This window comes from Azohydromonas lata (assembly GCF_034427735.1).
GTDB lineage: Bacteria > Pseudomonadota > Gammaproteobacteria > Burkholderiales > Burkholderiaceae_C > Azohydromonas > Azohydromonas lata.
Genome location: NZ_JAXOJX010000072.1, coordinates 1 through 23,368, shown reverse-complemented (window position 1 = coordinate 23,368; position 23,368 = coordinate 1). Strand labels below are relative to the sequence as shown.

Genomic DNA, 23,368 nt, shown 5'->3' with positions numbered 1-23,368 from the left:
CACAGTCCGGTGTCACGGCAGAGCTATACCGATAACTCTTCTTGGACTAAACCGCTGACGCGACTCATAGGCCACCGGGCCGGCCACCGGCACCGGATCGTGGTCTAGGCCTTCCTCACTGCGCAACCATACGGCCGCGGCTGACGCACTACCAGACACCGCCGCGCTGGCCGCGCTGCGCGCCTGGCACGAAGGGATGTCGGCGCGCTCTGCGGTCGAGCAGTACCAGCCGCATGCTCTGGTTGATGGCGCATCGGCGCGTGGCGTGCTCGGTGGCATCCGACGCCAGCTGCAACGCCTGGCGCGCTCGCGCCATCGGACCGACGTGGCCGAGACCTTCGCCATGGAGCACCGCGGCGACGCGGCCCACGCCCGCGCCGTGGCGCAGGGGCCCACCTGCACGGCATGGGAGGGGGCCAAGTGTCCATAAGGACCCGATTCTGACCGATGGCCCAGGGGCTGCCACAGTCGGGTGGCTTGTGCCTCACCACGCCGACAATGCCGCACCGTGTGCACGGCGTTGCGCAGGCCGCGAGGGCTGGATGCGCTGGGGCCGCACGGCACGCCGAGCTCAGCAGCGGCGATGACGGGTGCTGCCTTCCGGCGCCAGCGACACACGCCAGACAGGCTCAGACTTGCCGGTTTCCCGGTGCACTGTCACATTCCCCACCAAATTTCCGGTGCGCCGCCATGACGACACCCTGGATGGAGGAGCTGACCTTGTCCATTGCACACGAGCTGCCTGCCCTGCTGAGCACGGTGCGCACGCCGGGCGACTTCTGCACCGCAGGAACGATCGAGCTGGCGCTCCCACGGCTGACCGTGCAAGGCGTCGGCCCAGTCGCGCTGCCGCTGCTGCCGGTGCAGGCCAAAGCGCTCATCGCCGTCGCCGACCGTGCGCCTTACGGCCGCGGCGCGCAGACGCTCGTCGACACCTCGGTGCGACGGACCTGGCAGATCGGTGCCGAGCGCGTGCGCATCGAGGGCGCCTTCTGGACGCGGACGCTGCAGGCCATCGTCGAGAAGGCAGCCGAGGGGCTGGGCGTGACGACGGCCGCAACGGCGCAGCTCTACAAGCTGCTCGTCTATGACGAGGGCAGCTTCTTCATCGAACACCGCGACACCGAGAAGGCGGCGGGCATGTTTGCCACCCTTGTTGTCGCGCTGCCGTCGCTCCACACCGGGGGCGAGCTCGTCGTGCGTCACAAGGGCCGGGAGGTCCGCCTGGACCTGCAGGGCCCGGACCCCTCGATGGCGGCGTTCGCAGCCTTCTACGCTGACTGCGTGCACGAAGTGCGGCCCGTCACCTCGGGGTGTCGCCTGGTGCTGGTCTACAACCTGGTGCACGAGGGGCGAGGCCGGCTGCCCCAGCCTCCCGACTACGAGGCCGAGACGCAGCGCATCGCGGCGCTGCTGGCAGCCTGGGGCGCAGGCGAATGGGGCTCGGATGACGAAGCCCCGGCGAAGCTGGTCTATCCCCTGGAGCATGCCTACACCTCGGCGGAGCTGTCCTTCCAGGCCCTCAAGGGGGCGGACGCAGCCGCCGCCGCCGTGCTGGCCGCTGCGGCGCAGCGCTCGGGCTGCGAGCTGCACGTGGCGCTGCTGACCATCGAGGAAAGCGGCAGCGCTGAGTACAGCGGCTACGGCGGCCGCTCCTGGCGGGACAACGGGGACGACGAGTTCGAGATCGTGGAGGTCTGCAACCGCAGCGCGGTGCTCTCCGACTGGCGATGCCCTGACGGCGCTGCGGCCGAGCTTGGGGTTTTTCCCGTCGAAGACGGCGAGCTGTGTCCGCCGGACATGTTCGAGGACATGGATCCCGACGAGCAGGTGTTCCAGGAGGCCACCGGCAACGAAGGCGCTTCCTTCGAGCGCAGCTACCGACGCGCCGCCCTGGTGCTGTGGCCGATGGGGAGGCGGCTGGAGGTCATCAGCCAGGCGGGCCTGCCGGTGAGCCTGCCCTGGCTCGCCTCACTGGCCCGGCGCTGGCAGGACAGCGGCGCCCTCACCGATTCGCCGCTGTGGCAGGAGGCCCATGAGCTCGCCGGGCACATGCTCGATGCCTGGCCCGACAGAGCTGATTGGCCCCGCCCCGGCGAGGCGCCCAGCACTGCTGCCAGGATGCTGGCCACGCTGGCGCAGCTCAAGGACGCAGCGCGCATCGAGGCCTTCCTGGCCGATATCAGCACCGCCAGCGACTACGGCAAGAGCGACAACAAGGCCCTGCTGGAGGCCGCAGCGCTGCTCGCGCCGCGGCGCGCGGGAGTGCTGATCGAGCGCATCGTCAGGGCAAGCGCTGCGAAGGATCCCGGCGCCTGCGCGGACCTGCTCGCCCGTGGCGCTGCTGCACCGCCGCCCGGACGCCCTGCGCCAGACCTCGTCGCCGCGGCCGGGGCACTGGTAGATGCGCTGCCCGGCGACCCGACGCGAGCATCGCAGCCACCGGCCAACGCGTGGTGGCGGCGCCAAGAGGTCAGCTCCGATCTCATCGTCGATCTCGTGACGGCGCTCGAGCGCATCGACGCGGCGTTGGCTCGGCAGGCCGTCGACCACCTCCTGGCCTGGCCCAAGACCTACGGTCTGGATGCCGTCATCCTGCCTGCGGTCCGGCGCTTGATCAGCCAGGCAACGATACGCGACACCCCGGGCGTGCAACGGTTGCGCGCTGCGTGCGTGCAGCACCTTCGCGCACGCACGGCCGAGCCGCTGCAGCCGCCGACCAACTGGACCCGGGCCGCCACGCTCAACTGCCGGTGCGCCCATTGCAGCGAGCTCGCCGGTTTCCTGCGAAACCCAGACGAGCAATCATGGACACTCAAGGCCGCCGAAGCCGTCCGGACCCATGTAACCTCGACCATGCAGCGCTGCCGCTGCGACCTGGACCTCGTCACACAACGACGCGGCAGTCCCTACAGCCTCATCTGCACCAAAAACCAGGCCAGCTACGAAAGACGGGAAAAGCAGCGCCGTGAAGACCTCCAGGACCTGGAACAGCTGGCATAGTATTTACGGTTCAGTAGGACGGCGTGCCGTACACCGGTAGTAATGCATTTGGACCTTGCCTGCTTCAACCCGTTTTCTTGTATTTCACGCGTCGATATTCAACGGGATTTATGTCAACTCCAAGGCGCCTTGCGTAAGTACTATAATTAAATATAAACTCACAAATATGATCCTTTATAAAAGAACGGCAGTGATACGCCAAGCGCGTCAATGAAATGACTGTATTCCGGCGGAATCAATGACCAAAACACCTTGCACGCAACAATTGAAATCATGGTTCACGACGGCTGCTGTCAATGCCAGCGCTGCTGCCATCGGCCTGTACACGTTTTATCTCTCGCCGCCGCTCGTGAGGTTTGCGCTGGAATTGGCGATCATGACTCTCTCGTGCTTGGCAATAAATTCATTCCGCAAAAAACCATCGGCCCCAAGGGCATTGCACGTGCTGTTGCCGTCAGCCTTGCTGTTGTTGATGCTCGGGCTCAGAAGGGTTGTCACAGTCTTGGAAAAATTTGATGTCGTAGACAGTGCGACTGTAAAACTTCGGCCACTATTGCCAAGCTTAAACGATCACTCGTCCACAGTTTGGATTGGTGGCGCAACCCTACGGATAGATGCAAAGCGGGCCCCGAGCACACGATACTGACCAATGGTGATGATAACCGCCAAATGCTGGGGTTCTCGGACTTTCAATGCATTTTGGTGCGCTTGCTTCCGTTTTCTCTTTTCAAGACTGGCACTTGCAAATCGTTGTACGACGTCTGCCAGGGCAATTGTCGGCAGAAACGCAAGTCGTTGAATTTTTGATATTTCGGTATTGAGGAAGCGGACCAAAATGCACCGAAAGTCCGAGAATTCCAAACCAGAGGCGTTAAATCATGCGGCGCGTTGGACTCCCGTCGCAGATTGAGCAAGAGCCAGAATTGCGTCGGCCCCGACACCTATGGGATTCATTTCGAACGGCGTTGCCGTACGAAGCGTTTTCGCGGCGTTCAGTCGATCTTGATGCCGGCTCTCAAAACTACCGCCTTGGATGCGCGTACATCCGCTTGCACCATTTTGGAAAATGCGCGCCTTGACTCCGGTCTCGTTTGATAGCCTTGGGCAAGGGCAGCGGTGCGTACTTTCGGCAATGCAAGCACGTTGTTCACCTCAGCATTGATCTCGTCTGCAATCGCTGAAGGAATTCCCCTGGGCGCGAACAGTCCATACCACTCCGGTTGTTCAAAGTTGGCGTACCCCAATTCGGCGAAAGTCGGCACGCTCGCCAGCGCGCTGCTGCGCTCCGCAGTGGTTATTGCCAGTGCCCGAAGCTTCCCGCTACGCAGCAACGGCAGTGCCGCGCCGAGAGAGGCGAACGTCATGTCGATGTGGCCGCCGGCGAGGTCCGACATGGCCAGCGGCGAGCCCTTGTACGGCACGTGCACGATCCTTACGCCGTGGTCCAGACGCAGGCGCTCGGCGGTGACGTGTGGACTGGTGCCATTGCCGGTCGTCCCGTAGGTGAACCGTCTCACGCTGCGGCACGCGGCATCGACGAACTCCTTCCAGGTCTTGTACGGCGACGTCTCGGCCACCAGAGCCACCAGCGGCGAGTCCGCCAGAAAGGCGACCGGCACGAGGTCGCCTACGGGGTCGAAGCTGAGCTTCATTAGCGCGGGCGCAAAAGTCATATTGCTGCCCAGTCCTATGACCAGTTCATGCCCGTCGCTCTTCAGCCCTGCTACCTCACCGAGCGCCAGCGTGCCCGAGGCGCCGGGACGGTTGACCACGGTAACCGTCCAAGCGGCCTGTTCGGTGAGTTTTGCCGCTATCAGGCGCGCGATCTGGTCAGACCCACCTCCGGGAGTCGTTGGCACGACGATGCCAATCGTTTTGCTTGGGAAGCGTGCCTGCGCGGCTGCGTTTGCAGCCAACACGGACGCCACGACCAGCAACATCGAGGCGAAGAACCTGTTCATACCGCGGTGTCCTCGTTCGGATCCTCGTCGGGCATTCCGTCCATGCGCCAGAAATCAGGTTTTCTCTTCTCGATAAAGGCTGCGATCCCCTCTCGTCCCTGCGCCGTGCGGCTTGCGTCCGCGATGGCCCTCGCCTCAGCTTCCATATGCGTTTCCAGAGCGTTGTCGAAGCTGCAGAGCAAAAGGCGTCGGGAGAAACCGAGCGCAGCTGTTGCGCCAGCAGCCAACTTCCTGGCGAGCTCCACTGTCTCTTGAACCAGTGCGGCATCATCCACCGCACGCGTCACCAGCCCCATATCCGCGGCCGCATCTGCGTCCACCTTCGAATTGGTGAATATCAGTTCCTGAGCGCGCCGCAGGCCGATAAGACGAGGCAGCAGCCAACTGGCACCACCGTCAGGCGAGAGGCCAATGGCGGTATAGGCCAGCGTGAAGTGCGCAGACCGAGCTGCCAAGGCCAGGTCACCAAGCGCAGCCAGGCCGATGCCGGCGCCGGCAGCCGGGCCGTTGACCGCAGTAACCAAGGGCTTGCCCATGCGCGCAAGTCGTGCAACAGCCATGTGTACGTAGGCCGTCAGCTCTTTCAGCAGCGAGGGAGTCGCATCTCCAGCGGTTGCGAAACCGCCTACGTCTCCGCCGGTGCAAAAGTATCGGCCTGCCCCGGTGAGCACCACGCACCGTATACCTTCGTCCTCGTCACAAGCAATGGCTGCGGTCAGCAGCTCTCGGGCAAGCGACAAGTCGATCGCGTTGCCGGCGTGAGGGCGGTTCAAAGTCAGCGTGGCGATGGGCCCGCTGCGCCCGAACAGAAGTTGAGTGTTGCTCATGCGGTGCCCTTGCGTGCTTTTCCCCATGCCCGCGCGGCGATTTCGCGTTGTGTGGCCGCCATGGCGCCGAAGCGTGGCGCCGAGGGCTCAACCACTTTGCCGTGCTGTGAAGTCGGAGGCCGTAACGTCCCCGTGAAGGACGGTAGGTGTTCTCCGCATGATGATTGCCGATTCCTCAGCTCGAACAGACACTGGCGAAGCAAGGCCATCGCTGTAACCCTCAGTCATGAAACCGTGTGCCGGCCGCCGCGCGGCGCAGGAAGGTCTGTGCAGGCGCGTACAGCGGAGAGACGGCCTTGTAGCGCTCACAGCGCCTGACGATCTCCGGCAGACCTGTCCGGTCAGCCCAGTGCAGCACGCCGCCCAGGTGGCGCGGAAAGCCAAGGCCCAAGATCAGGCCCATGTCCACCTCGATGGCCGATTCCGCCACGCCTTCGTCCAGGCAGCGAGCCGCCTCCAGCACCATCGGCAGCATCATGCGGTCGACGATCTCCTGGTCGCTGAATGAGCAGGGTCCGTTGGGCTGAACGGTGGAGATCAGTGTCGCGGTGCTCTCGTCCACGAGCTTTCTGGGCTTGCCGTTGGCATCGCTCTCGTGGCGGTAGAACCCGGCACCGGACTTCTGTCCCAGGCGCTTGTGGTCAACCAGCAACTCCACCGCCAGCGGGAAGCTGGGCCGCATGCGCGCGCCGTAGCCCGCAGCGATCACGTGCAGCACGTGCACCAACGTGTCCATGCCGACTACGTCGGCAAGGTAGGCGGGCCCCATCGGCCAGCCGAAGGCCTCCATCACGCGGTCCACGTGCTGGTAGTCGGCGCCGTCGTGCACTAGGCGCAGGAAGGCCAGGCAGTACGGGATGAAGATGCGGTTGACCAGGAAGCCGGGACAGTCCTGGACCAGGATCGGGGTCTTCCCCATAGCCAGCGCGTGGCCTGCGGTGGTGGCTGCCGCCACCGGGTCGGTCGCAGGGCCTCGAATGACCTCCACCAGCGGCATCTGAGGCACAGGGTTGAAAAAATGCATGCCCACGAAGTTCTGCGGCCGCTGCAGCGCGGTGGCCATCTCGGCGATGGACAGCGACGAGGTATTGGAGGCAATGATCGCCTCGGGCTTCACCAGCGTCTCCACCTCGGCCAACACCTTCTTCTTGATGGCCAGGTTCTCGACGATGGCCTCGACGACTAAGTCCGCCTCGTCGAAGCCCGCAAAGTTCAGTTGCGCACGAATCGAGGCGCGAACCTGCTTTGCCTTCTCTGCTTTCATCCGACCGGCTTCCATTTGCTTAGCCAGGAGCTTGTCGGCCTCGGCCAGCCCCAGGTCCAGCGCCGGCTGGGCGATGTCTTTCATCAGCACGATCGTGCCGCGCACGGCACTGGTGTAGGCAATGCCGCCGCCCATGATGCCTGCACCCACTACGGCAGCCTGCTGTACCGGCCTAGCCAGCTTCGCGTAACCCTTGGCCTTCTTCTTGAGAAACTGCTCATTGACGAAAAGGCGCACCAGCGAGGCAGCAGTCTCCGTCTTGCAAAGCCAGGCAAACACACGAGGCTCTTCCTGCAACGCTGCTTGCGCTTCCAGTCCTGCGGTGTCTGCAAGGAACTGCATGAAGGCTGCGGCGGCAGAGTAATGGCGTATCGCCTTGGTGGCCGCAGCGCGTGCCTGCTCCAGAACCGTGGGGGTCAACTCCACCGGGCCTGCGACGCGGGCACGACGAGCTTGCCAGTCCTGCTGGCCGCCGGCGGCCTCACCAAGCCAAGCCAGCGCGGTGGCGCGCAGCGCCTCGGGCGCGACCACGTCATCCACAGCGCCGGCGTGCAGCGCCGCAGCGGCCTGTTGAGGCGCTCCACTGGTCACCCACTCCAGCGCAGTGGCGCAGCCTGCAATGCGCGGCAGCCGGACCGATCCTCCGTAACCAGGCATGATGCCCAGCGTCACCTCCGGCAGGCCCACCACCGCGCCATCGGCCATCACCCGACGGTCACAGGCAAGCGCCGCCTCGAAGCCGCCGCCAAGGGCCATGCCGTTGATGGCGGCCACGCTCGGGAAAGGCAACTGCGACAGCGCGGTAAAGATTACACTTTGCTCACGCACCAATGCTCGTATCTCGGCTTCAGGACGCTCAAACATGTTCCTGAGCTCGAAGATGTCAGCGCCCACGCTGAAGCTGTCCTTGGCACTGGTCACCAACAGGCCGCGCACGGCTGGATCCGTACGCAGCCGATCCACGGCCTGTTGCAGGTCTTCGATGGCGCGCCGGTCGAACTTGTTGATCGACTCGCCTGTGCGGTCGAAGCACAGCTCGAAGAGGCCGCCGTGCAGCGGCGCCAGCCGCAATGTCTTGCTTTCAAACATGCCCACTGTCCTCCTTCAGACGCGCTCGAACACCGCCGCGATGCCCTGGCCGCCGCCAATGCACATGGTCACGAGGGCATGGCGGCCGCAGGTGCGATTGAGCTCATGCAGCGCCTTAACGGTGATCACGGCGCCGGTGGCACCGATGGGGTGGCCCAGCGAGATGCCCGAGCCGTTGGGGTTGACCTTGGCCGGGTCCAGGCCGAGATCACGCGTCACCGCGCAGGCCTGTGCCGCAAAGGCCTCGTTGGCTTCGACGACGTCGATCTTGCCGACCGAAATTCCGGCCTTCTCAAGTGCCAGACGCGAAGCGGGCACCGGGCCGATGCCCATGTACTTGGGGTCGACGCCCACATGGGCGTACGTGACCAGCCGTGCCAGCGGCGTGAGACCACGCGCCTGTGCGATGCGCGCCTCCATCAGAACCAGCGCGGCGGCTGCGTCGTTGATACCGGAGGCGTTGCCCGCCGTCACGGTACCGCCCTCCGTGGTGAACACGGGCTTGAGCTTGGCCATGTTCTCCAGCGTGGCACCAAGGCGCACATGCTCATCCGTGTCGAAGGCCACCTCGCCCATGCGGCTCTTGAGCATCACGGGAACGATCTGCTCCTTGAAGTGGCCCGCCTCGATAGCGCGCTGCGCCCGCCGATGGCTCTCCACGGCCAGACGGTCCTGCTCGTCGCGGCTGATGCCCCACTTGGCTGCGACGTTCTCGGCCGTCATGCCCATGTGGACGTTGTGGAAGGGGTCGTGCAGGGCACCGGCCATCATGTCCACCAGCTTCGCGTCTCCCATGCGCACGCCCCATCGGCTGTTGAGGCTGGCATAGGGTGCGCGGCTCATGCATTCGGCACCGCCGGCGACGGCGATGTCGCAGTCGCCCAGCAGGATGGCCTGCGCAGCCGAGACGACCGCCTGCAGGCCCGAGCCACAGAGACGGTTGACGTTGAAGGCGGGCGTCTCCTGCGCACATCCACCTTCGACGGCGGCCACGCGCGAGAGGTAGGCGTCGCGGGGCTCGGTGTTGACCACATGCCCGAAGACCACGTGGCCCACCTCCTGGCCCGGAACTCCGGCCCGGGCCAGCGACTCCCGCACCACCAGGGCACCGAGCTCGGTGGGGGGCACCTCCTTGAGGCTGCCGCCAAAGGTACCGATGGCGGTGCGCACGGCGCTGACCACGACGACTTCACGATTCATGGAATGTTTCCTTTCAGGGACCCGTTGTGTTTCTCAACAAATACTTCGATCGCCGCCAGCACGGAGCTGTGGCCGCCTTTGGGCACTGGAGATGCCGCATGCGCAAGCGAAATGAGCGCAAATCTCCTGAGCTGCCCGGTACAGACCACGCGGGCAGGCTGGCACGTGTGCGGCCAGAGAACTGCCATGGCTGCAGGCGTCCTGTGACAGGCGCCTAGCCAATGCGCCCGAGCCTGCACAGCGACGCCCGTGACCGGGCGGCTTCAGCGTCTCAGCGAGGGTAGACAGTATTCGTTCAGCATCTCGCGCAAGCCGGCCTTGAGCATCTTGCCGGTCGAACCCAGGGGAATGGCATCGACAAAAACCACGTCGTCTGGGACCTGCCATTTCGCTGTCTTGCCCTCAAAGAACTTCAGCAGCTCTTCCCGAGTAACGGTTGCCCCAGCCTTCTTCACGACCACGACGATGGGCCGCTCGTCCCACTTCGGATGCTTGACGCCGATGCAGGCTGCCATAGCCACTGCGGGGTGTGCCATCGCGATGTTTTCGATTTCGATCGAACTGATCCACTCGCCACCCGACTTGATCACGTCCTTGCTGCGGTCGGTGATTTGCATGAAGCCATCGGAGTCAATGGTTGCTACATCGCCTGTGGGAAACCAGCCATTGACCAATGGGTCTCCTCCGGCGCCCTTGAAGTACTCGCGCACGACCCAGGGCCCCTTCACCAGCAAGTTGCCCTGGTCCTTTCCGTCCCAAGGCAACTCATGGCCGTCGCGGTCGGCAATCTTCATGTCCACGCCGAAGAGGGCGCGCCCCTGCTTCAGTCGCACAGCCTCTTGTTCCGCCGGTGGCAATCCCAGCTGTCTGTTCTTCAGCGTGCACAACGTGCCCACCGGGCTCATTTCAGTCATGCCCCAGGCATGGAGCACCTCGACACCGTAGTCCTCACGGAAACTTTTGATCATGGCGGGCGGACAGGCGGCTCCGCCGATCACCGTGCGGGCAAGGGTCGAAAAGCGCAGACTCTTCTCTTTCACATGGTTCAAAAGCATCTGCCATACCGTGGGTACCCCCGCTGCAAACGTGACACGCTCGCCTTCGATGAGCTCATAGACTGACTTGCCATCCAAGGCGGGCCCCGGAAAGACGAGCTTGCAACCTGCGAGCGCAGCCGAATATGGCAATCCCCAAGCGTTGACATGGAACATGGGGACCACCGGCAATACCGCATCGCGTGCTGACAGCGACATGGCGTCGGGCAAGGCAGTGGCAAAGGCGTGCAGCAGCGTGGAGCGGTGGCTGTACAGCGCGCCCTTGGGATCGCCTGTCGTGCCGCTCGTGTAGCACAAGCTCGATGCTGCGTTCTCATCAAAGCTGGGCCACTCGTAGGCGTCGGACTGCGCGTCGATCCAGGCCTCGTAGCTCATCAGGCCTGGAATGCCAGTATCACGGGGCAGACGGTCAGCGTCGCACAACGCAACGTAATGCCGGATAGATCTGCACTTTGCATGGATCTGCTGCACGATGAGCAGGAACGTCAGGTCGAAGCACAGCACGCTGTCTTTAGCGTGGTTCGTAATCCAGGCGATCTGCTCGGGCAGCAGGCGTGGATTGATGGTGTGCAGCACCCGGCCCGACCCGCTGACACCAAAGTACAGCTCAAGATGCCGATAGCCGTTCCATGCCAACGTAGCCACGCGCTCCGAAGGGGCCAGCTCCATGCCGTCCAGTGCATTGGCTACTCGGCGTGCGCGCGCTGCCGCCTCTGACCAGGTGTAGCGGTGGATATCGCCCTCGATGCGGCGCGACACGACTGCGGCATCTCCGTGATGCCGCTCGGCGTGCTTGATCAAGGTGGAAATCAGCAACGGCTGCTGCTGCATCAAGCCCATCAACATGTCATTCTCCTTCCAAACGCCTCGTCCATCTCCTTGCGCCAACCTGATGCGAGCAATACGCGCGCGCATGTGGGCGACGGCCCAAGGGATGTCGCTTTCATTCAGGTCGCACGTTCGCGTCCCACACAAGATGCCCCTGTCATGCCGTGCCGAGCTTTATGCAGGCGCTGGTGGTCACGCGTGCCAGGCGAGGCAGAACCTGGGTGACCGCCATGCCGTGAAGCTCTGCGGAAGTGCTGGTGCAGAGGTCTTCCAGCACGACCACGTCGTAGCTGAGCTCCCAGGCCTGGCGCGCGGTGGACTCCACGCCGAAATTGGTCGCTATGCCACCCATCGCCACCGTCGTGCAGCCACGCCGGCGCAGCTGCAAGTCCAGTTCGGTGCCATGGAAAGCACTCCACTGTCGCTTGGTGATGGTCAGGTGGCCGAGCTCGGCCAGTGGCCCAGGCAGGCAGGCCCAATCGGCGGGAAAGCCTCCGGCTGGGGGCCCCATCGGGTGGTCAACCTGGTGTGGCGGCGCATCGGCCAGGTCGTCGGAAAATGCAACCCGCACCAGCACCACGAGAGCGCCCGCATCTCTGAACCTGCGTGCTACCTCGATTGACCGGGTAACCACTTCATCACCCGACCTGGGTGACAGTTCCATGCTGGAAATGCCGTGCTGCAGGTCTATCAGCACGAGCGCCGTGGTGGAGGGCCGTAGAGTCGTCATGGCTGGCTACCGGTCATCAGAAGTTGTGTCGCATCCCGACTGCAAGCGCGCTGGGGTCCGCCCCTACGGCACCCGCGGCCAGACTCACACCGCTGGACGTCACGCCGAAACTGCCGGTGGCGTTGTTAGTCGTGCGGCCATAGCTGGCGTACAAGGTAGTGCGCTTGGACAGCGGGTATGTGTAGGCCAGCCCCAATGCGGTTCCTTTGCGTTCCACCCCAGCGGGGTTGTCCTGACGAAACCGCTGCACCTGCGCCAGAACGGTGCCGGGCCCCAGCTTTAGCGACGCTCCAAGCCATGCGTCGCTGACGCTTTGGGGTGCACCCATCCTCCAGTAGCCGGCGGCCAGTGCAAAGGAGCCGAAGTCATACTTCACGCCCACCAGGCCGTCGTTACGATGCTCGGTCGCGCCCGTGAATGCTGCGGGCGTGCCGGAGACCACAGGAAACTCCAAGGTCTGATACGACGCAGTGAGGTAGAGATCGCCGTGGGTGTATTCGGCCCCGAGGCCAGCGAACCGGTTAGCACCCTTGGGCGGTTGCCCTGGGCCTCCGGCGCTTTCGGAGCCCAGGCTGTACACGGCACGCAGCCTCAGCCCATGCAGGTCGGGCGAGAGATAGAAAATGGCGTTGCTCACCCGCGCAAAGCGTTCAGACCCGCCGGCAGGGGCCACGGTGGTCTGCAAGTTGCCGAACATTCCGAGCCGGAAGATATCGGCGCCGAGCGCTGCGAAGTAGAACGGCGTGTAGTCGCGGCCGAGCGTCAGCGTCCCGAGCCGCGTCTCCAGGCCGGCGTAGGCGCGACGGTTGAACCCGGTGCCCGTTGTACCGTTGGGAGACGTCGGTGTGGCGGTGGAGGGGTTGCCGGCGTAGCTGCTGGCTGCCCCTGTATCAATGTCGAAGCCTTGTTCGAGTTGAAAAACAGCCTTGAGTCCATCATCCAGCGCTTCTTCACCGCGCAGGCCCCAACGCGAGCCGCCATTCACGCCAGAGCCCACGGTCGTGACGGTGCCGGTATTGAGCGCCCCGCTCTTTTGCGCGATGACCGCGGCATCCGCTACGCCGTACAGCGTCACGCTCTGGGCTGCTGCATGCAACGCTGCGCCGAAAAGGAAGGCGGATGCGGTCGCAGCCGCGATGTACGGGCGAGCCGAGCTCGTTCGAATGTTCATGATGTCCCCACTGTTGTGATGAATGCCGGATGGACTGCTCGTTGTGCGCTCATCCGGGCGCGTCTGCCCCTGCAAAGCCTGGAATCGCTTCGCATAAATTCCTTGCAAGTGCCGCGGGCCTCCGGCTGCACCACGGCGTTGCCACGCCGTATCGGCGTTGGGCCAGGCCGTCGTGGCTCAGCGGTCGATCAGGCCGGGCCGTGTCACCGAAGCCAGGGTCGCTTCAAGCGGCCCCGCTGCCGTAAGCCTTCCAGCGCGTGCTCTCCGGGCGACAGGCCGGTGGTGTCAGGCTTTTAGAGCGGCTGCACCAAGCCACCAGGCTTATCGCTGGAAGCCTTCAGCTGGCGTCCCGCAAAGCGAACTCCTGGAGGTGTCCCGAGGGATTCGCGTCGTGACCCGGATCGGGCGGCAGCTCGACGTTGAAGAAGCGCTTCAGGACATCGGCAATGAGCTCGTAACACGACCCAATACGCAAGCACTCCGGGTCGCCGTTGCCGAAGCGCATGATCGTCGCCGAGCGCCGGTAGATGTGGTGCTTGCGCAGGCCATAGTCGACCGTGATGTCCGCAACATCGAGGATCTCCGGCTGGATGTCTTCAACCCGGAAGCGAGGCCCCGTTCCCGACAGGTTGGCCGACGAACCGAAGACGGGAAGCACGGCCTCGCGGCACAGGCGGCACACTTCATCGAACAGCTGGCCCGCGTTGAGCAGCATCGCGAGCGTACCGTTGGCAGTGCTGCCTTTCAGCAAATCGCTGTCGAGCTTTGCCATCAGCGGATGGTCCGCGCGGTACGGCGCGACCGCGCCAAGCGTCAGATCGAAGTCACGCGTGATGGCGTCGATCATCTCCCGAGAGCGCGAGTCGAGCACGTGAAGCTCCCGCTGCGTTTCCATGGAGCACAGCATCGCGTTGCGCTTGTGGCTTCCCCGCCGCTTGGCATTGAAGATCTTCTGCACCGCTTCGGCGGACCCTCCCATCAATGCGTAGCCGGCATCATTGGGAATGATGGCGATGCCTCCGTCGTTCAGAACGTTGAAGATGCGAAGGGCATCGCCCTTGATGTCCAGGGTGCTCATGGTGTGCGTGTGCGTAAAGGGTTGGACCGGGGTCATTCGAGGGGGAACTTCTTAACGAGCGCCGTGTACCGCTCGCTTTCGACACGGACCATCGCGGCGAACTCGGACGGCGTGTTGCCCAGCGGCTCCGCGGCGACGGAAGCAAATGCCTTGCGCGCGCCCTCGCTTCGCACCGCTCGGCCTACCGCAGCAGCGATGCCCTGCACCACCTCGGGCGGCGTGCCCTTCGGCGCGAACAGGCCGTACCACGTGCCGATGTTGAAGCTCGCAAAGCCGGACTCGACAGCCGTGGGCACATCGGGCAAGGCCGCGGAGCGCTTGTCCCCTAAGGTCATGACAACCTTCAGCGCGCCGGACTTGTGATGCGGCAGTACCGGCGTGAGGCCCATGATGCCGAGCTTGACGTTGTTGCCAATGAGATCGGCAACGAGCTGCCCGCCTCCCTTGTAGTTCACCACCACGAGGTTGGGCATGGCAGCCTCGTCGCTCAGCGCCCGCCCCAGCAGGCGCGCCATGATCTCGGTGGTCCCGAGCGAGCAGGGATCGGCCAGTGCCTTGCAGCTGCGCACGACCTCGCCCAGGTTCTTGCCCGCAACGCTGGAAGTGGCCACCACCACCGCAGGCAGCGAGGAGAAGGCAGACACGGGGGTCAGTTGCGATACCGGGTCCGGCCCCTTGTAGGTCGGGAGGTGCCGGATGATGGTCAGGGACGGCAGCTGGACCAGGAGCGTGAGACCGTCGGGCTTGGCGTTCATCACCTTGCGGGTGCCGATGACACCATCGGCGCCAGGCGCGTTCTCCACGATCACGGTTTGGCCCCACATGCGCTGCAGCTGCTCCGCAACCGCCCTGGCCTGCGCGTCAACACCACCGCCAGGGCTGTAGGGAACGATCAGCGTGACCGGCCGGTTGGGCACCCAGTCGGCGGCCCGCGCGGCAAGCGCGAGCGTCAACGATGCCGCGACGATGAGCGCGCGGGTCATGGTTCGCGCAAGCCTTGAATGAAAGATCTTCATGTGTGTCGGTAACGTGTGGAGATGAAGATGCGCACCAAACGGTGCTCAAGCAGACCAAACCCAGGGACGCGCAAGGCGGTCGCGTGCCTGCCAGGCGCGGATACCTGCGTCGTCTTGGAGCGTGAGGCCGATGTCGTCCAGACCAGCCAACAGCGCTTGTCGGCGCGGAGGCTCGACGTCAATGCTGCGGGTGCTCCCGTCCGGTGCGGTGAGGATGCAAGTCCTCAAGTCGACGCTCAGCGCCGCACCGTCGGCGCACTGCACCGCCAAAGCTTCAACGTCCTGCAGTGGCAGGCGAATCGGCAGCACGCCGTTCTGGAAGCAGTTGCTGAAGAAGATGTCGCCAAAGCTGGGAGCGATGACGCAGCGCACGCCCAGGCCCTGCAGAGCCCACACCGCTCCCTCGCGGGACGAGCCGCAACCAAAATTCCGGCCCGCCAGCAGTACCGGCGCGTTCCTGAATTCGGGCCGGTTCAGCTGGCAGTCGGTGTCGAGGCTGCCGTCAGCCCGGTAGCGCAGCGCTTCGAACGCGTAAGGACCGAGCTCTTCCTTCGCCAGGTTGGTCAGCCGATCGATGCGGATGATCACATCGGTATCGATGTTGTCCTTGACCAACGGCATCGCCGGGCCAGTGACGATGGTGAATGGCTTCATGTCAGCGTCCTCACGTCGGTAATGCAACCCGCGATGGCGGCGGCGGCGGCCATGGCCGGGCTCGCGAGGTGCGTCCGGGCACCAGGACCCTGACGACCCACGAAGTTGCGGTTCGAGGTGGAGATCGAGCGCTGCCCCGGAGACACCTGCTCGCCGTTGGCGGCCACGCACATGCTGCAGCCGGGCTCCCGCCATTCGAAGCCGGCCGAGACGAACACATCGCGCAGCCCTTCCCTCTCGGCGGCACGCTTCACGTTCTCGGAACCCGGCACCACCCAGGCCTTCACGCCCGGCGCCACGCGCCGGCCCCGTACAACTTCTGCGGCGGTCCGCAGGTCCGACAGCCGCGAGTTCGCGCAAGAGCCGATGAAAACCCAGTCCACGGGTGTGCCGGCGATGGGCGTATTGGGCACCAGTCCCATGTAGTTGAGAGCGGCGACCAGAGCGTCGTGCTCACTGCCCTGGCTCGCCGCAGGGTCAGGGATGGTTGCGTCTATCGGGATCGCATGCTCCGGACTGGTGCCCCAGGTCACTGTAGGCACTACAGTCGCGGCGTCGATCACCTCCTCATGATCGAACACGGCGCCAGCGTCGGTTTTCAACTGACCCCAGTGCGCCGCAGCCACTTCGAACGCCTTGCCCGTCGGCGCATACGGGCGGCCGCGCAGCCACTGGACGGTGACTTCGTCGGGCGCAATGATCCCGCAGCGCGCACCGAGTTCGACAGTGAGGTTGCACAGGGTCAGCCGCGACTCGACGTCGAGCGCTTCAACGGCACTGCCCGCAAACTCGATGGCGTAACCCACCCCTGCAGCTGTCCCCAAGCGGCCGATGATGTGGAGAGCCAAGTCCTTGGCCGACACGCCAGCCGGCAGTCGGTTGGCGCAACGGATGCGCATGCGACGAGGCTTGCGCTGACGCAGCGTCTGCGTCGCCAGTGCGTGCGTGCTTTCGGAAGATCCCACACCGAACGCCAAGGCGCCCAGCCCTCCGTTGGTGCACGTATGGCTGTCCCCACAGATGACCGTCAGTCCGGGCAACACGATGCCGAGCTCGGGCCCCATGACGTGGACGATGCCTTGGCCGGGCTGGCCGAGGTCGAACAGCCGTACCCCTGCGGCCTGCGACCGGTCACGCAACTGCGAGCACAGCTTGGCGCCGGGGACGTAGGTGGTACCGTCCCGGCCAGGACGGCTCGAAACGGTATGGTCGAGTGTGGCGAACACGAGGGATGGGTCATGCAACGGCAGCTCGCGTGAAGCCAGGTCGGCCAGCGCGGGCGGGCCCGACAAGTCGTGCAGGAGGTGCCGGTCGATGTGCAGCAGTGCCCACCCGTCGCCGAGGTCCCGTACGACGTGCGAATCCCACAGCTTGTCAAACAGGGTTTGGGCCGTCATCACGCCCCCTTTGTGGCGCGAATGCCGGCATTGAACCGCTCACGCAACGCGTCCCACTCTTCCGAGCCGACGCGGCGGAAGGTCTGAGCGACACCTGCCGCGGGTGTCGGTGCAACGTGATGGTCCCTGAGTTCAGCAAGCGCCACGTCACAAGCGTCAATCGTGGCCAGCAGTAGCAAGCCCGGCAGCAGCGCGAGCTTGTAACCCAGGGCCTCTGCCTCGCGCAGGTCGTTCAGCGGCGTGCGGCCGCCTGGCACCATATTGAGCAAGCAGGGACCATGGACGCGCCGCGGTACGGCCGCCACTTCCTCCAGCGACTGCATTGCCTCGACAAAGGCCATGTCAGCGCCCGCGTCCAGGGCGGCGTTGGCCCGCCAGACGGCCTCTTCGAAGCCCAGCATCGCGCGTGCGTCGGTGCGGGCAATGATCACCAGGTCTTTGCTACGGCGAGCCTCCACGGCGGCACGGATCTTCGACACGAACTCGTCGCGCGACACGACCTCCTTGCCGTCCAGGTGGCCACAGCGCTTGGGCGCCACCTGGTCCTCGATATGGAGCGCAGCAACGCCGCGGGACTCGTACTCGCGTACGGTGCGCGTGACGTTGAGCTCGTTGCCATACCCGGTATCGGCATCGGCAATCAATGGCACGCCGATCGAGCGCGCCATCACGGCGGCGTTGTCGGCCATCTCCGTCAGCGTGAGCAGGCCGAAATCTGGATAGCCGCGCGCGGCGGACGTTCCGGCGCCCGTCATGTAGATGGCACCGAAGCCGGCCTGCTCGATCAGCCGGGCACCCAGCGCATCGTAGGCGCCCGGCACGACAAGCAGTCCAGGTGTAGCAAGCTGCTCGCGCAGCCGTTGAGCGGGGTTCATGTTCAGATGAGGTGAGTTGTCCTGTTGTTCTAAGTATAGGACAACCAAAACTCTCGTCAACCGCTTTGATATGCTTGGGACATGACGCTCGAGACAACTTTGGTCCGCTCACCCGGCACCTCGCTGCACCGGCAGATCTTTCTCGTGCTGCGCGATCGCATCGTGCAGGGTGTGTACGCCCCGGGAGAGGCTCTGCCAAAAGAGGAGGCGCTGGTCGAGCAGTTCGGTGTCGCGCGAGTAACGGTGCGGCGCGCCTTAGCGGACCTCGAACTGGAAGGGCTGGTGCTGCGCCGCCATGGACGCGGTACCTTTGTGCGCAGCGATGCTAGAAGTGCCCTGAAAGTGCCGACGCTCGGGTATTTGGAGGAGCTCAAGCACACTGCGCAGACGACACGCGTCGAGGTGCTCACCGTCGAAACGACACCGCCGCCGCCCTGGATCGGCGAGGTCCTTCAGATCGCGCCCGGTGAGCGGGCCGTGCATGCGGTACGGCTGCGCAGCGCAGGCACGACGCCGCTGATGCTCACCGACGCTTGGGTTCCTGAGACACTGGGTGCACCCATCACCGCCAGTGCCCTCAAGAAGCAAGCCCTGTACGAGATCCTGATGGACCAAGGCGTCGAGTTTGGACGCGTGCTGCAGCAGATCAGCGCCGAGGCGGCCGACCCGTCGAAAGCGACGCTGCTCAAATGCGAGGTGAGTTCACCGCTGATCCGGTTAACCCGCCTGCTGCATGACCGCGCGGGCAAGCCGGTGCAGCACCTGACCGTCCACCTGACGCCACAGCGCAGTTCCATCCTGATGGACATCAGTGGCGAAGCGATCAACACGCTCAACGGCGGGCACATCGTGCACGATGCCCAGTCTTTGCGTTCAGTTCTGGCGGCACGCGGAAAGACCTGACCGGTTGGCGCCGTTGGCGTCACCGCCGTGCTGCCTATGGCGCCAATGCTGAATCGAGCCGGCGTGCCGAGAAGACCTTGAGTTGCCAGCACAGGATAATGGGTAGTTATGCGAACGCTTACCAGGCTCGGGCTTACGCTGGTGGGTTACAAGGAAGAAGGGCGGCCTCGGGTTCGTGACCATCCTGGCCGCGTGCATGCTGGCCGCGCTCTCTAGCGCCGCCGGTGCCGACACCGCGGCACTGGCCTCGCTGCTGCTGCCCATGATGGTCTGCACCGGCCAAGACAAGGCGCGCAGCGCGGGCATCATCGCGCCGGTGATCCCGCCGTCCATCTGCTTCGTGGTCTTCGGCGTGGCGGCCACCGTCTCGATCTCCAAGCTGCTCCTGGCACGGCATCGTGCCGGGCATCATCATGGGCACGGCCATCGCCGTGGCTTGGTGGTGCTTCGTCAAGCGCGAGGACGTGGCGCCTCCGCCCAAGGCCAGCATCGCCGAGCGGCTGGGCGCTGAGCCTGCCGGCGATCGTGGTGGTGGGCCTGAAGAGGGGCATCTTCACCCCCACCGAGGCCATCGTGGTGGCCGCCGTCTACGCGCTGCTGATGTCCATGCTGGTGTACCGCGAGATGAAGGTCTCGCAGCTCTACGAGGTGTTCGTGAGCGCCGCCAAGACCACCGCCGTGATCATGTTCCTGGTAGCCGCCGCGATGTTCAGCGCCTGGTTGATCACCGTGGCCAACGTCCCCAGCCAGATGATCAGCCTGCTGGAGCCCTTCATGGGCAACCAGACCCTGCTGCTCATCGCCATCATGTGCTGGTCATGGCCGTGGGCACCGCCATGGATATGACGCCCACCATCCTGATCATGACCCCGGTGCTGATGCCTGTGATCAAGGCTGCGGGGATCGATCCGGTCTACTTCGGCGTGCTGTTCATCATCAACAACGCCATCGGCCTGATCACCCCGCCCGTAGGTACCGTGCTCAACGTCGTGGCCGGCGTGGGCCGCATGAAGATGGACGAAGCCACCCGCGGCGTGGTGCCGTTCATGATCGCGCAGTTCATCGTCATGTTCCTGTTGGTGTTCTTCCCAGCCATCGTCACGGTGCCGGCGCGCTGGTTCGCGGGCTGACGACGGCTCGACGCCGGGCCCTGGCGTGGGCCGCGAGGCAGTCGCCACGGGCCCGGCAGTGGAGGCCCAGCTTCGAATCCTGGGTGCACGTTGCGCGCTGAGCGCTCCGTTGCATCCTGCTTGCATCAGGGACTGCGGTGCCCGCCCTGCATGAAAACGCCGACGTCTCCGCCGGGGCGATCAATAACGCCGGGGACGTGGTCGGCACGGAGAGCTTCGACGGGTCTTCACGTGTGCTGCTCTACAGCCATGGCGCGGTGCAGGCGATCGAGCCCATCTATGCCGGTGGCAGCCTCAGCAGCTACGACATCAACGAGCGGGGCTGGATCGTCGGCGGGCTGAACCAGCCCATCGGCGGCGGCTCGCTCCAGGGCAACGCCTACCTGTACCGGGACGGCACGGTCCACAACCTGAACGACCTCCTCACACCCGCTGCCCGCTCGGACTGGCAGCTGATCTTCGCCACGGGCATCAACGAGCGCGGACAGGTCGTGGGCGTCGGGTTGACCAACGGGCGAGCGGTCGGCTTCATTGCCACCCCGGTGCCCGAGCCCGCCAGCGTCACGCTGATGCTGGCCGGGCTGATGACGGTGGCCTTTGCAGCCCGTGCCGGGCGACGCACGCAGCGCTAACCGCCGCGGGAAAGCTGCGCAGCAGCGAGTGCACCACGAGCTCAATCGACGGCAATCCTGGGGTCCCTGATCAACGCCGACAGCAGCTTGGTTTTGTCGGCAACTGTCTTGCGCAAGGCCGTGCTGTCCTGCGCCACCGGCTCGACGCCCAGCTCGGCGTAGCGCTGCCTGACGTCCGGCAGGGCCACCGACTTGGCGACTTCGCGGCCCAGGCGCGCCACCACCTCGGCCGGCGTGGCCGCCGGTGCGAACAGACCGAACCAGTTGCCCAGCTCCACCCCCTTGATACCCGCCTCGCTGAGCGTGGGCACGTCGGGGAAGAAGGGCGAGCGCCGGGTACCGCTGACCGCCAGCAGCCGGGCGCGGCCTTCGCGGATGTGGCTGAAGCCGCTGGCGGGGTCGAACAGTAGTCAATCTGCCCGGACAGCAGGTCCTGCAGCGCCGGTGCTGCGCCGTGGTAGGGCACGTGCACGGTGTCCATGCCGACCTGCTGCTTGAACAGCTCGCCCACCAGGTGCATCTGCGTGCTGACCACGACAGACAAGCGGTTGCGCCACAGTTGATCGACTACGCCGCGTCGGGGTACTCACGCCGGCCGACCTGCGCCAGCGCATTGAGTGCGGCGGGCGCTGGTGGAGTGCCACGCCGGTCGTGAGCGAGACCAAGATGCGGCGCGTCCCTGACGTCCTGAACCTGCTCCTACCCCAAACGGCGATCACCACCGCAGTGCTGCACGCGCAGCAACTGACTGTCGTGCTGGCGCTGCCCCCGCTACCAACCCCGGGTCAACCGGCGTCAGTTGTAACCCGCGCATCAGGTTCCTAGCCGTCACCAGCGCCGCCAGCCCGGTCACCCCAGCGGCAGGCGAGAGCCGATAGACCGTCGTTCATCTTCTCTATCCGTATTGAACCAACCGACTGACCTACCTGAAGCGGAAAAGAGCCGTGTGCTCGATGCCGTCGGCAAAACGCAGCACCAGCCGTCGGCACTGGCCGCTCCAGGCAGGGTCGGTCTTCCAGACGTAGGTGTAGGTGCCGGTATCGGCGTTGTATGTCAGGCGGCTGCGGTCGGCTCTCACGGTCTGCTCGATCTCGTCGGTCCTGGCATCGGGGCTGCACGCCAGGGTTCGCGCCGCCGGGTAGGCACCGGCAAAGATGGCCAAGCCATGGTCGCCGCCCAGACTGAATTTCACCGGCACGCCCACGCCGGCCTGCAGCGTGTTGATCGTGGGAGGCGCATTCACGGCGCCGACGAAGCCGCCGAAGTCCAGGCTGCTCTGGAGTGCCACGGTGTGGTATCCCCCGGCGGCGAGGGCCATGACGTTGCGCAGCCCGGGAGGTCTGTCGGTTTGCCCCTCTGAGTCGTCGCCCCAGGCCACCAACGAACCGTCTCTTCTGAGCGCCAAGGCGTGAGCGCCCCCGGAGGAGATGGCCCGCACATTCCTGAGCCCGGCCGGCACATGGCTCTGGCCCACGAGGTTGCTGCCCCAGGCGACCACGGTGCCATCGCTCTTGAGCGCCATGGTGTTTTCCGACCCCGCGGCGATGGCGACGACGCCGTGCAGCCCAGCGGGCACCGTGGACTGGCCAGCATAGTTCGCGCCCCAGGCCACCACTTGCCCGCTGCTGGTGAGCGCCACCGAGTGGTAGCGCCCGGCGGCAACGGCGCGCACGCCCTGCAGCCCGGCGGGCACGTTGAGCTGGCCGCCGCTGTTCCAGCCCCAAGCGACCACCGTACCGTCGTTCTTGAGCGCCAGCGTGTGGAAGTGACCAGCAGCGATGGCTTGCACTCCGAGGAGTTGCGCCGGGACGTCGGTCTGGCCGGTTTCGTTGCTGCCCCAAGCGACCACGGTGCCGTCGCGCTTGAGCGCCACCGTGTGGTCGTACCCTGCGGTAAGGGCCACGACGCCGCGCAGACCGGCGGGCGGGCTGGCCTCACCTTCGAAGTTTTCGCCCCAACCCACCACCGTGCCGTCACTCTTGAGGGCAAGCGTGTGGTTGGCGCCCGAGGCGATGGCCGTGACGCCGTCCAGCCCGGCGGGCACGTCCGTCTGGCCGTAGATGTTCCAGCCCCAGACGGCCACCGTGCCGGTCACGGCGGCGTGTGCTGCGCCCGGCATCGCGCCTGTCAATGCCGTCATGCACCACGCCGCGATTGGGACGAGGACACGCAGCCGGGCACGCGTGGATCGAAGCGAGATGTCCATGCAACAACTCCTTCCCCGTCATCCGGGGCGGCTCAACCAGCCCTGTCCTGTCCATGCACGGGACCACAGGTCAACCGCGCTGATTCGCGCCCGTTGATCAGGGCGCGCCTCCCAGGTTCGCCGAAGTGGCTGCTCGGGGACGTGCCGCAGCACGCCTGAAGGTGTCGTGGGCAGCAATGCCCGGCAGGAATTGCGGCGGACGGTAACACCGGCCACCCATACCAACACCCAAAGCCATGGCGGTGACTCGACGTGCCTGGCATTCGGCCGCGCTCGTTTCTGATATAGCCCGACGCCGAACATCAATGCAGCCGTGCTAGGCAGGCATGCCCTTTTCAGCATGCACTGG

General features: G+C 65.1%; 19 protein-coding genes and 1 pseudogene. 6 read left to right on the top strand and 14 right to left on the bottom strand.

Annotated elements, in window-relative coordinates; all coding sequences use genetic code 11:
- Positions 1-196 precede the first annotated feature (196 nt).
- The 3 genes from SM757_RS28510 (at position 197) to SM757_RS28500 (ending at position 3,519) form a co-directional block, all read left to right on the top strand.
- Entirely contained in the window at positions 197-430 is a 234-nt protein-coding gene (locus SM757_RS28510; RefSeq protein WP_322467953.1) for a hypothetical protein, read from the top strand.
- A gap of 260 nt (positions 431-690) precedes the next feature.
- A complete protein-coding gene (locus tag SM757_RS28505; protein WP_322467952.1) occupies positions 691-3,003 on the top strand; it encodes a 2OG-Fe(II) oxygenase in 2,313 nt (770 codons plus the stop codon).
- Positions 3,004-3,276: 273 nt separating this feature from the next.
- Positions 3,277-3,519, top strand: coding sequence for a hypothetical protein (locus tag SM757_RS28500; RefSeq protein ID WP_322467951.1), 243 nt, complete (start codon positions 3,277-3,279; stop codon positions 3,517-3,519).
- 476 nt (positions 3,520-3,995) lie between these two features.
- On the opposite strand, the gene SM757_RS28495 is transcribed toward SM757_RS28500, so the two are convergent.
- From SM757_RS28495 to SM757_RS28440, 12 genes are all read right to left on the bottom strand, one after another.
- On the bottom strand, positions 3,996-4,964 hold the full coding sequence (locus tag SM757_RS28495) for a Bug family tripartite tricarboxylate transporter substrate binding protein (RefSeq protein ID WP_322467950.1): 969 nt from the start codon (positions 4,962-4,964) through the stop codon (positions 3,996-3,998).
- Positions 4,961-5,791, bottom strand: a complete 831-nt coding sequence (locus tag SM757_RS28490) for an enoyl-CoA hydratase/isomerase family protein (protein ID WP_322467949.1) — start codon at positions 5,789-5,791, stop codon at positions 4,961-4,963. Before SM757_RS28490 ends, SM757_RS28495 begins: the two co-directional genes overlap by 4 nt.
- A 220-nt stretch (positions 5,792-6,011) precedes the next feature.
- Positions 6,012-8,144, bottom strand: a complete 2,133-nt coding sequence (gene fadB / locus SM757_RS28485; protein ID WP_322467948.1) for a fatty acid oxidation complex subunit alpha FadB — start codon at positions 8,142-8,144, stop codon at positions 6,012-6,014.
- A 15-nt stretch (positions 8,145-8,159) separates the two neighbouring features.
- Positions 8,160-9,344, bottom strand: a complete 1,185-nt coding sequence (bktB, locus tag SM757_RS28480) for a beta-ketothiolase BktB (RefSeq protein ID WP_322467947.1) — start codon at positions 9,342-9,344, stop codon at positions 8,160-8,162.
- A 263-nt stretch (positions 9,345-9,607) separates the two neighbouring features.
- Positions 9,608-11,242, bottom strand: a complete 1,635-nt coding sequence (locus SM757_RS28475; protein ID WP_322467965.1) for a 3-(methylthio)propionyl-CoA ligase — start codon at positions 11,240-11,242, stop codon at positions 9,608-9,610.
- Between the two features lie 142 nt (positions 11,243-11,384).
- On the bottom strand, positions 11,385-11,957 hold the full coding sequence (locus SM757_RS28470) for a hydrolase (RefSeq protein ID WP_322467946.1): 573 nt from the start codon (positions 11,955-11,957) through the stop codon (positions 11,385-11,387).
- Positions 11,958-11,973: 16 nt separating this feature from the next.
- A complete protein-coding gene (locus SM757_RS28465) occupies positions 11,974-13,128 on the bottom strand; it encodes a porin (protein WP_322467945.1) in 1,155 nt (384 codons plus the stop codon).
- 337 nt (positions 13,129-13,465) lie between these two features.
- Positions 13,466-14,206: a Sua5/YciO/YrdC/YwlC family protein gene (locus tag SM757_RS28460; protein WP_322467944.1), complete on the bottom strand. Its 741-nt coding sequence runs from the start codon at positions 14,204-14,206 to the stop codon at positions 13,466-13,468.
- Between the two features lie 32 nt (positions 14,207-14,238).
- Positions 14,239-15,189, bottom strand: a complete 951-nt coding sequence (locus tag SM757_RS28455) for a tripartite tricarboxylate transporter substrate binding protein (RefSeq protein WP_322467943.1) — start codon at positions 15,187-15,189, stop codon at positions 14,239-14,241.
- Positions 15,190-15,267: 78 nt separating this feature from the next.
- Positions 15,268-15,876 (bottom strand): 3-isopropylmalate dehydratase small subunit, encoded by a 609-nt coding sequence (leuD, locus tag SM757_RS28450; RefSeq protein WP_322467942.1) that lies wholly within the window; start codon positions 15,874-15,876, stop codon positions 15,268-15,270.
- Positions 15,873-17,273, bottom strand: a complete 1,401-nt coding sequence (leuC, locus tag SM757_RS28445) for a 3-isopropylmalate dehydratase large subunit (protein WP_322467941.1) — start codon at positions 17,271-17,273, stop codon at positions 15,873-15,875. The genes leuD and leuC overlap by 4 nt, the downstream gene beginning before the upstream one ends.
- Complete coding sequence (locus SM757_RS28440; RefSeq protein WP_322467940.1) at positions 17,273-18,148, bottom strand: isocitrate lyase/PEP mutase family protein; 876 nt, start codon at positions 18,146-18,148, stop codon at positions 17,273-17,275. The genes leuC and SM757_RS28440 overlap by 1 nt, the downstream gene beginning before the upstream one ends.
- 81 nt (positions 18,149-18,229) lie before the next feature.
- On the opposite strand from SM757_RS28440, the gene SM757_RS28435 reads away from it, so the two are divergent.
- From SM757_RS28435 to SM757_RS28425, 3 genes and pseudogenes are all read left to right on the top strand, one after another.
- Positions 18,230-19,051 (top strand): GntR family transcriptional regulator, encoded by an 822-nt coding sequence (locus tag SM757_RS28435; protein ID WP_322467939.1) that lies wholly within the window; start codon positions 18,230-18,232, stop codon positions 19,049-19,051.
- A 145-nt stretch (positions 19,052-19,196) separates the two neighbouring features.
- Positions 19,197-20,181 (top strand): annotated as a pseudogene (locus SM757_RS28430) (TRAP transporter large permease subunit); the annotation flags it as partial.
- 137 nt (positions 20,182-20,318) lie between these two features.
- The gene (locus SM757_RS28425; RefSeq protein WP_322467938.1) at positions 20,319-20,813 is read left to right on the top strand and encodes a DUF3466 family protein; all 495 of its coding nucleotides are present in this window, start codon (positions 20,319-20,321) and stop codon (positions 20,811-20,813) included.
- A 41-nt stretch (positions 20,814-20,854) separates the two neighbouring features.
- Here SM757_RS28425 and SM757_RS28420 read toward each other — a convergent pair whose 3' ends face one another.
- A complete protein-coding gene (locus tag SM757_RS28420) occupies positions 20,855-21,166 on the bottom strand; it encodes a tripartite tricarboxylate transporter substrate-binding protein (RefSeq protein WP_322467964.1) in 312 nt (103 codons plus the stop codon).
- Between the two features lie 569 nt (positions 21,167-21,735).
- Positions 21,736-22,953: a PxKF domain-containing protein gene (locus SM757_RS28415; protein ID WP_322467937.1), complete on the bottom strand. Its 1,218-nt coding sequence runs from the start codon at positions 22,951-22,953 to the stop codon at positions 21,736-21,738.
- Positions 22,954-23,368: the final 415 nt, after the last annotated feature.

Coding starts and splice junctions, on each gene's coding strand:
- SM757_RS28440 (WP_322467940.1), bottom strand. CDS start 18,148: ATGAACCCCGCTCAACGGCTGCGCGAGCAGCTTGCTACACCTGGACTG.
- SM757_RS28415 (WP_322467937.1), bottom strand. CDS start 22,953: ATGACGGCATTGACAGGCGCGATGCCGGGCGCAGCACACGCCGCCGTG.
- SM757_RS28465 (WP_322467945.1), bottom strand. CDS start 13,128: ATGAACATTCGAACGAGCTCGGCTCGCCCGTACATCGCGGCTGCGACC.
- SM757_RS28495 (WP_322467950.1), bottom strand. CDS start 4,964: ATGAACAGGTTCTTCGCCTCGATGTTGCTGGTCGTGGCGTCCGTGTTG.
- SM757_RS28455 (WP_322467943.1), bottom strand. CDS start 15,189: ATGACCCGCGCGCTCATCGTCGCGGCATCGTTGACGCTCGCGCTTGCC.
- SM757_RS28510 (WP_322467953.1), top strand. CDS start 197: ATGTCGGCGCGCTCTGCGGTCGAGCAGTACCAGCCGCATGCTCTGGTT.
- SM757_RS28460 (WP_322467944.1), bottom strand. CDS start 14,206: ATGAGCACCCTGGACATCAAGGGCGATGCCCTTCGCATCTTCAACGTT.
- leuD (WP_322467942.1), bottom strand. CDS start 15,876: ATGAAGCCATTCACCATCGTCACTGGCCCGGCGATGCCGTTGGTCAAG.
- bktB (WP_322467947.1), bottom strand. CDS start 9,344: ATGAATCGTGAAGTCGTCGTGGTCAGCGCCGTGCGCACCGCCATCGGT.
- SM757_RS28500 (WP_322467951.1), top strand. CDS start 3,277: ATGGTTCACGACGGCTGCTGTCAATGCCAGCGCTGCTGCCATCGGCCT.
- leuC (WP_322467941.1), bottom strand. CDS start 17,273: ATGACGGCCCAAACCCTGTTTGACAAGCTGTGGGATTCGCACGTCGTA.
- fadB (WP_322467948.1), bottom strand. CDS start 8,144: ATGTTTGAAAGCAAGACATTGCGGCTGGCGCCGCTGCACGGCGGCCTC.
- SM757_RS28505 (WP_322467952.1), top strand. CDS start 691: ATGACGACACCCTGGATGGAGGAGCTGACCTTGTCCATTGCACACGAG.
- SM757_RS28490 (WP_322467949.1), bottom strand. CDS start 5,791: ATGAGCAACACTCAACTTCTGTTCGGGCGCAGCGGGCCCATCGCCACG.
- SM757_RS28470 (WP_322467946.1), bottom strand. CDS start 11,957: ATGACGACTCTACGGCCCTCCACCACGGCGCTCGTGCTGATAGACCTG.
- SM757_RS28435 (WP_322467939.1), top strand. CDS start 18,230: ATGACGCTCGAGACAACTTTGGTCCGCTCACCCGGCACCTCGCTGCAC.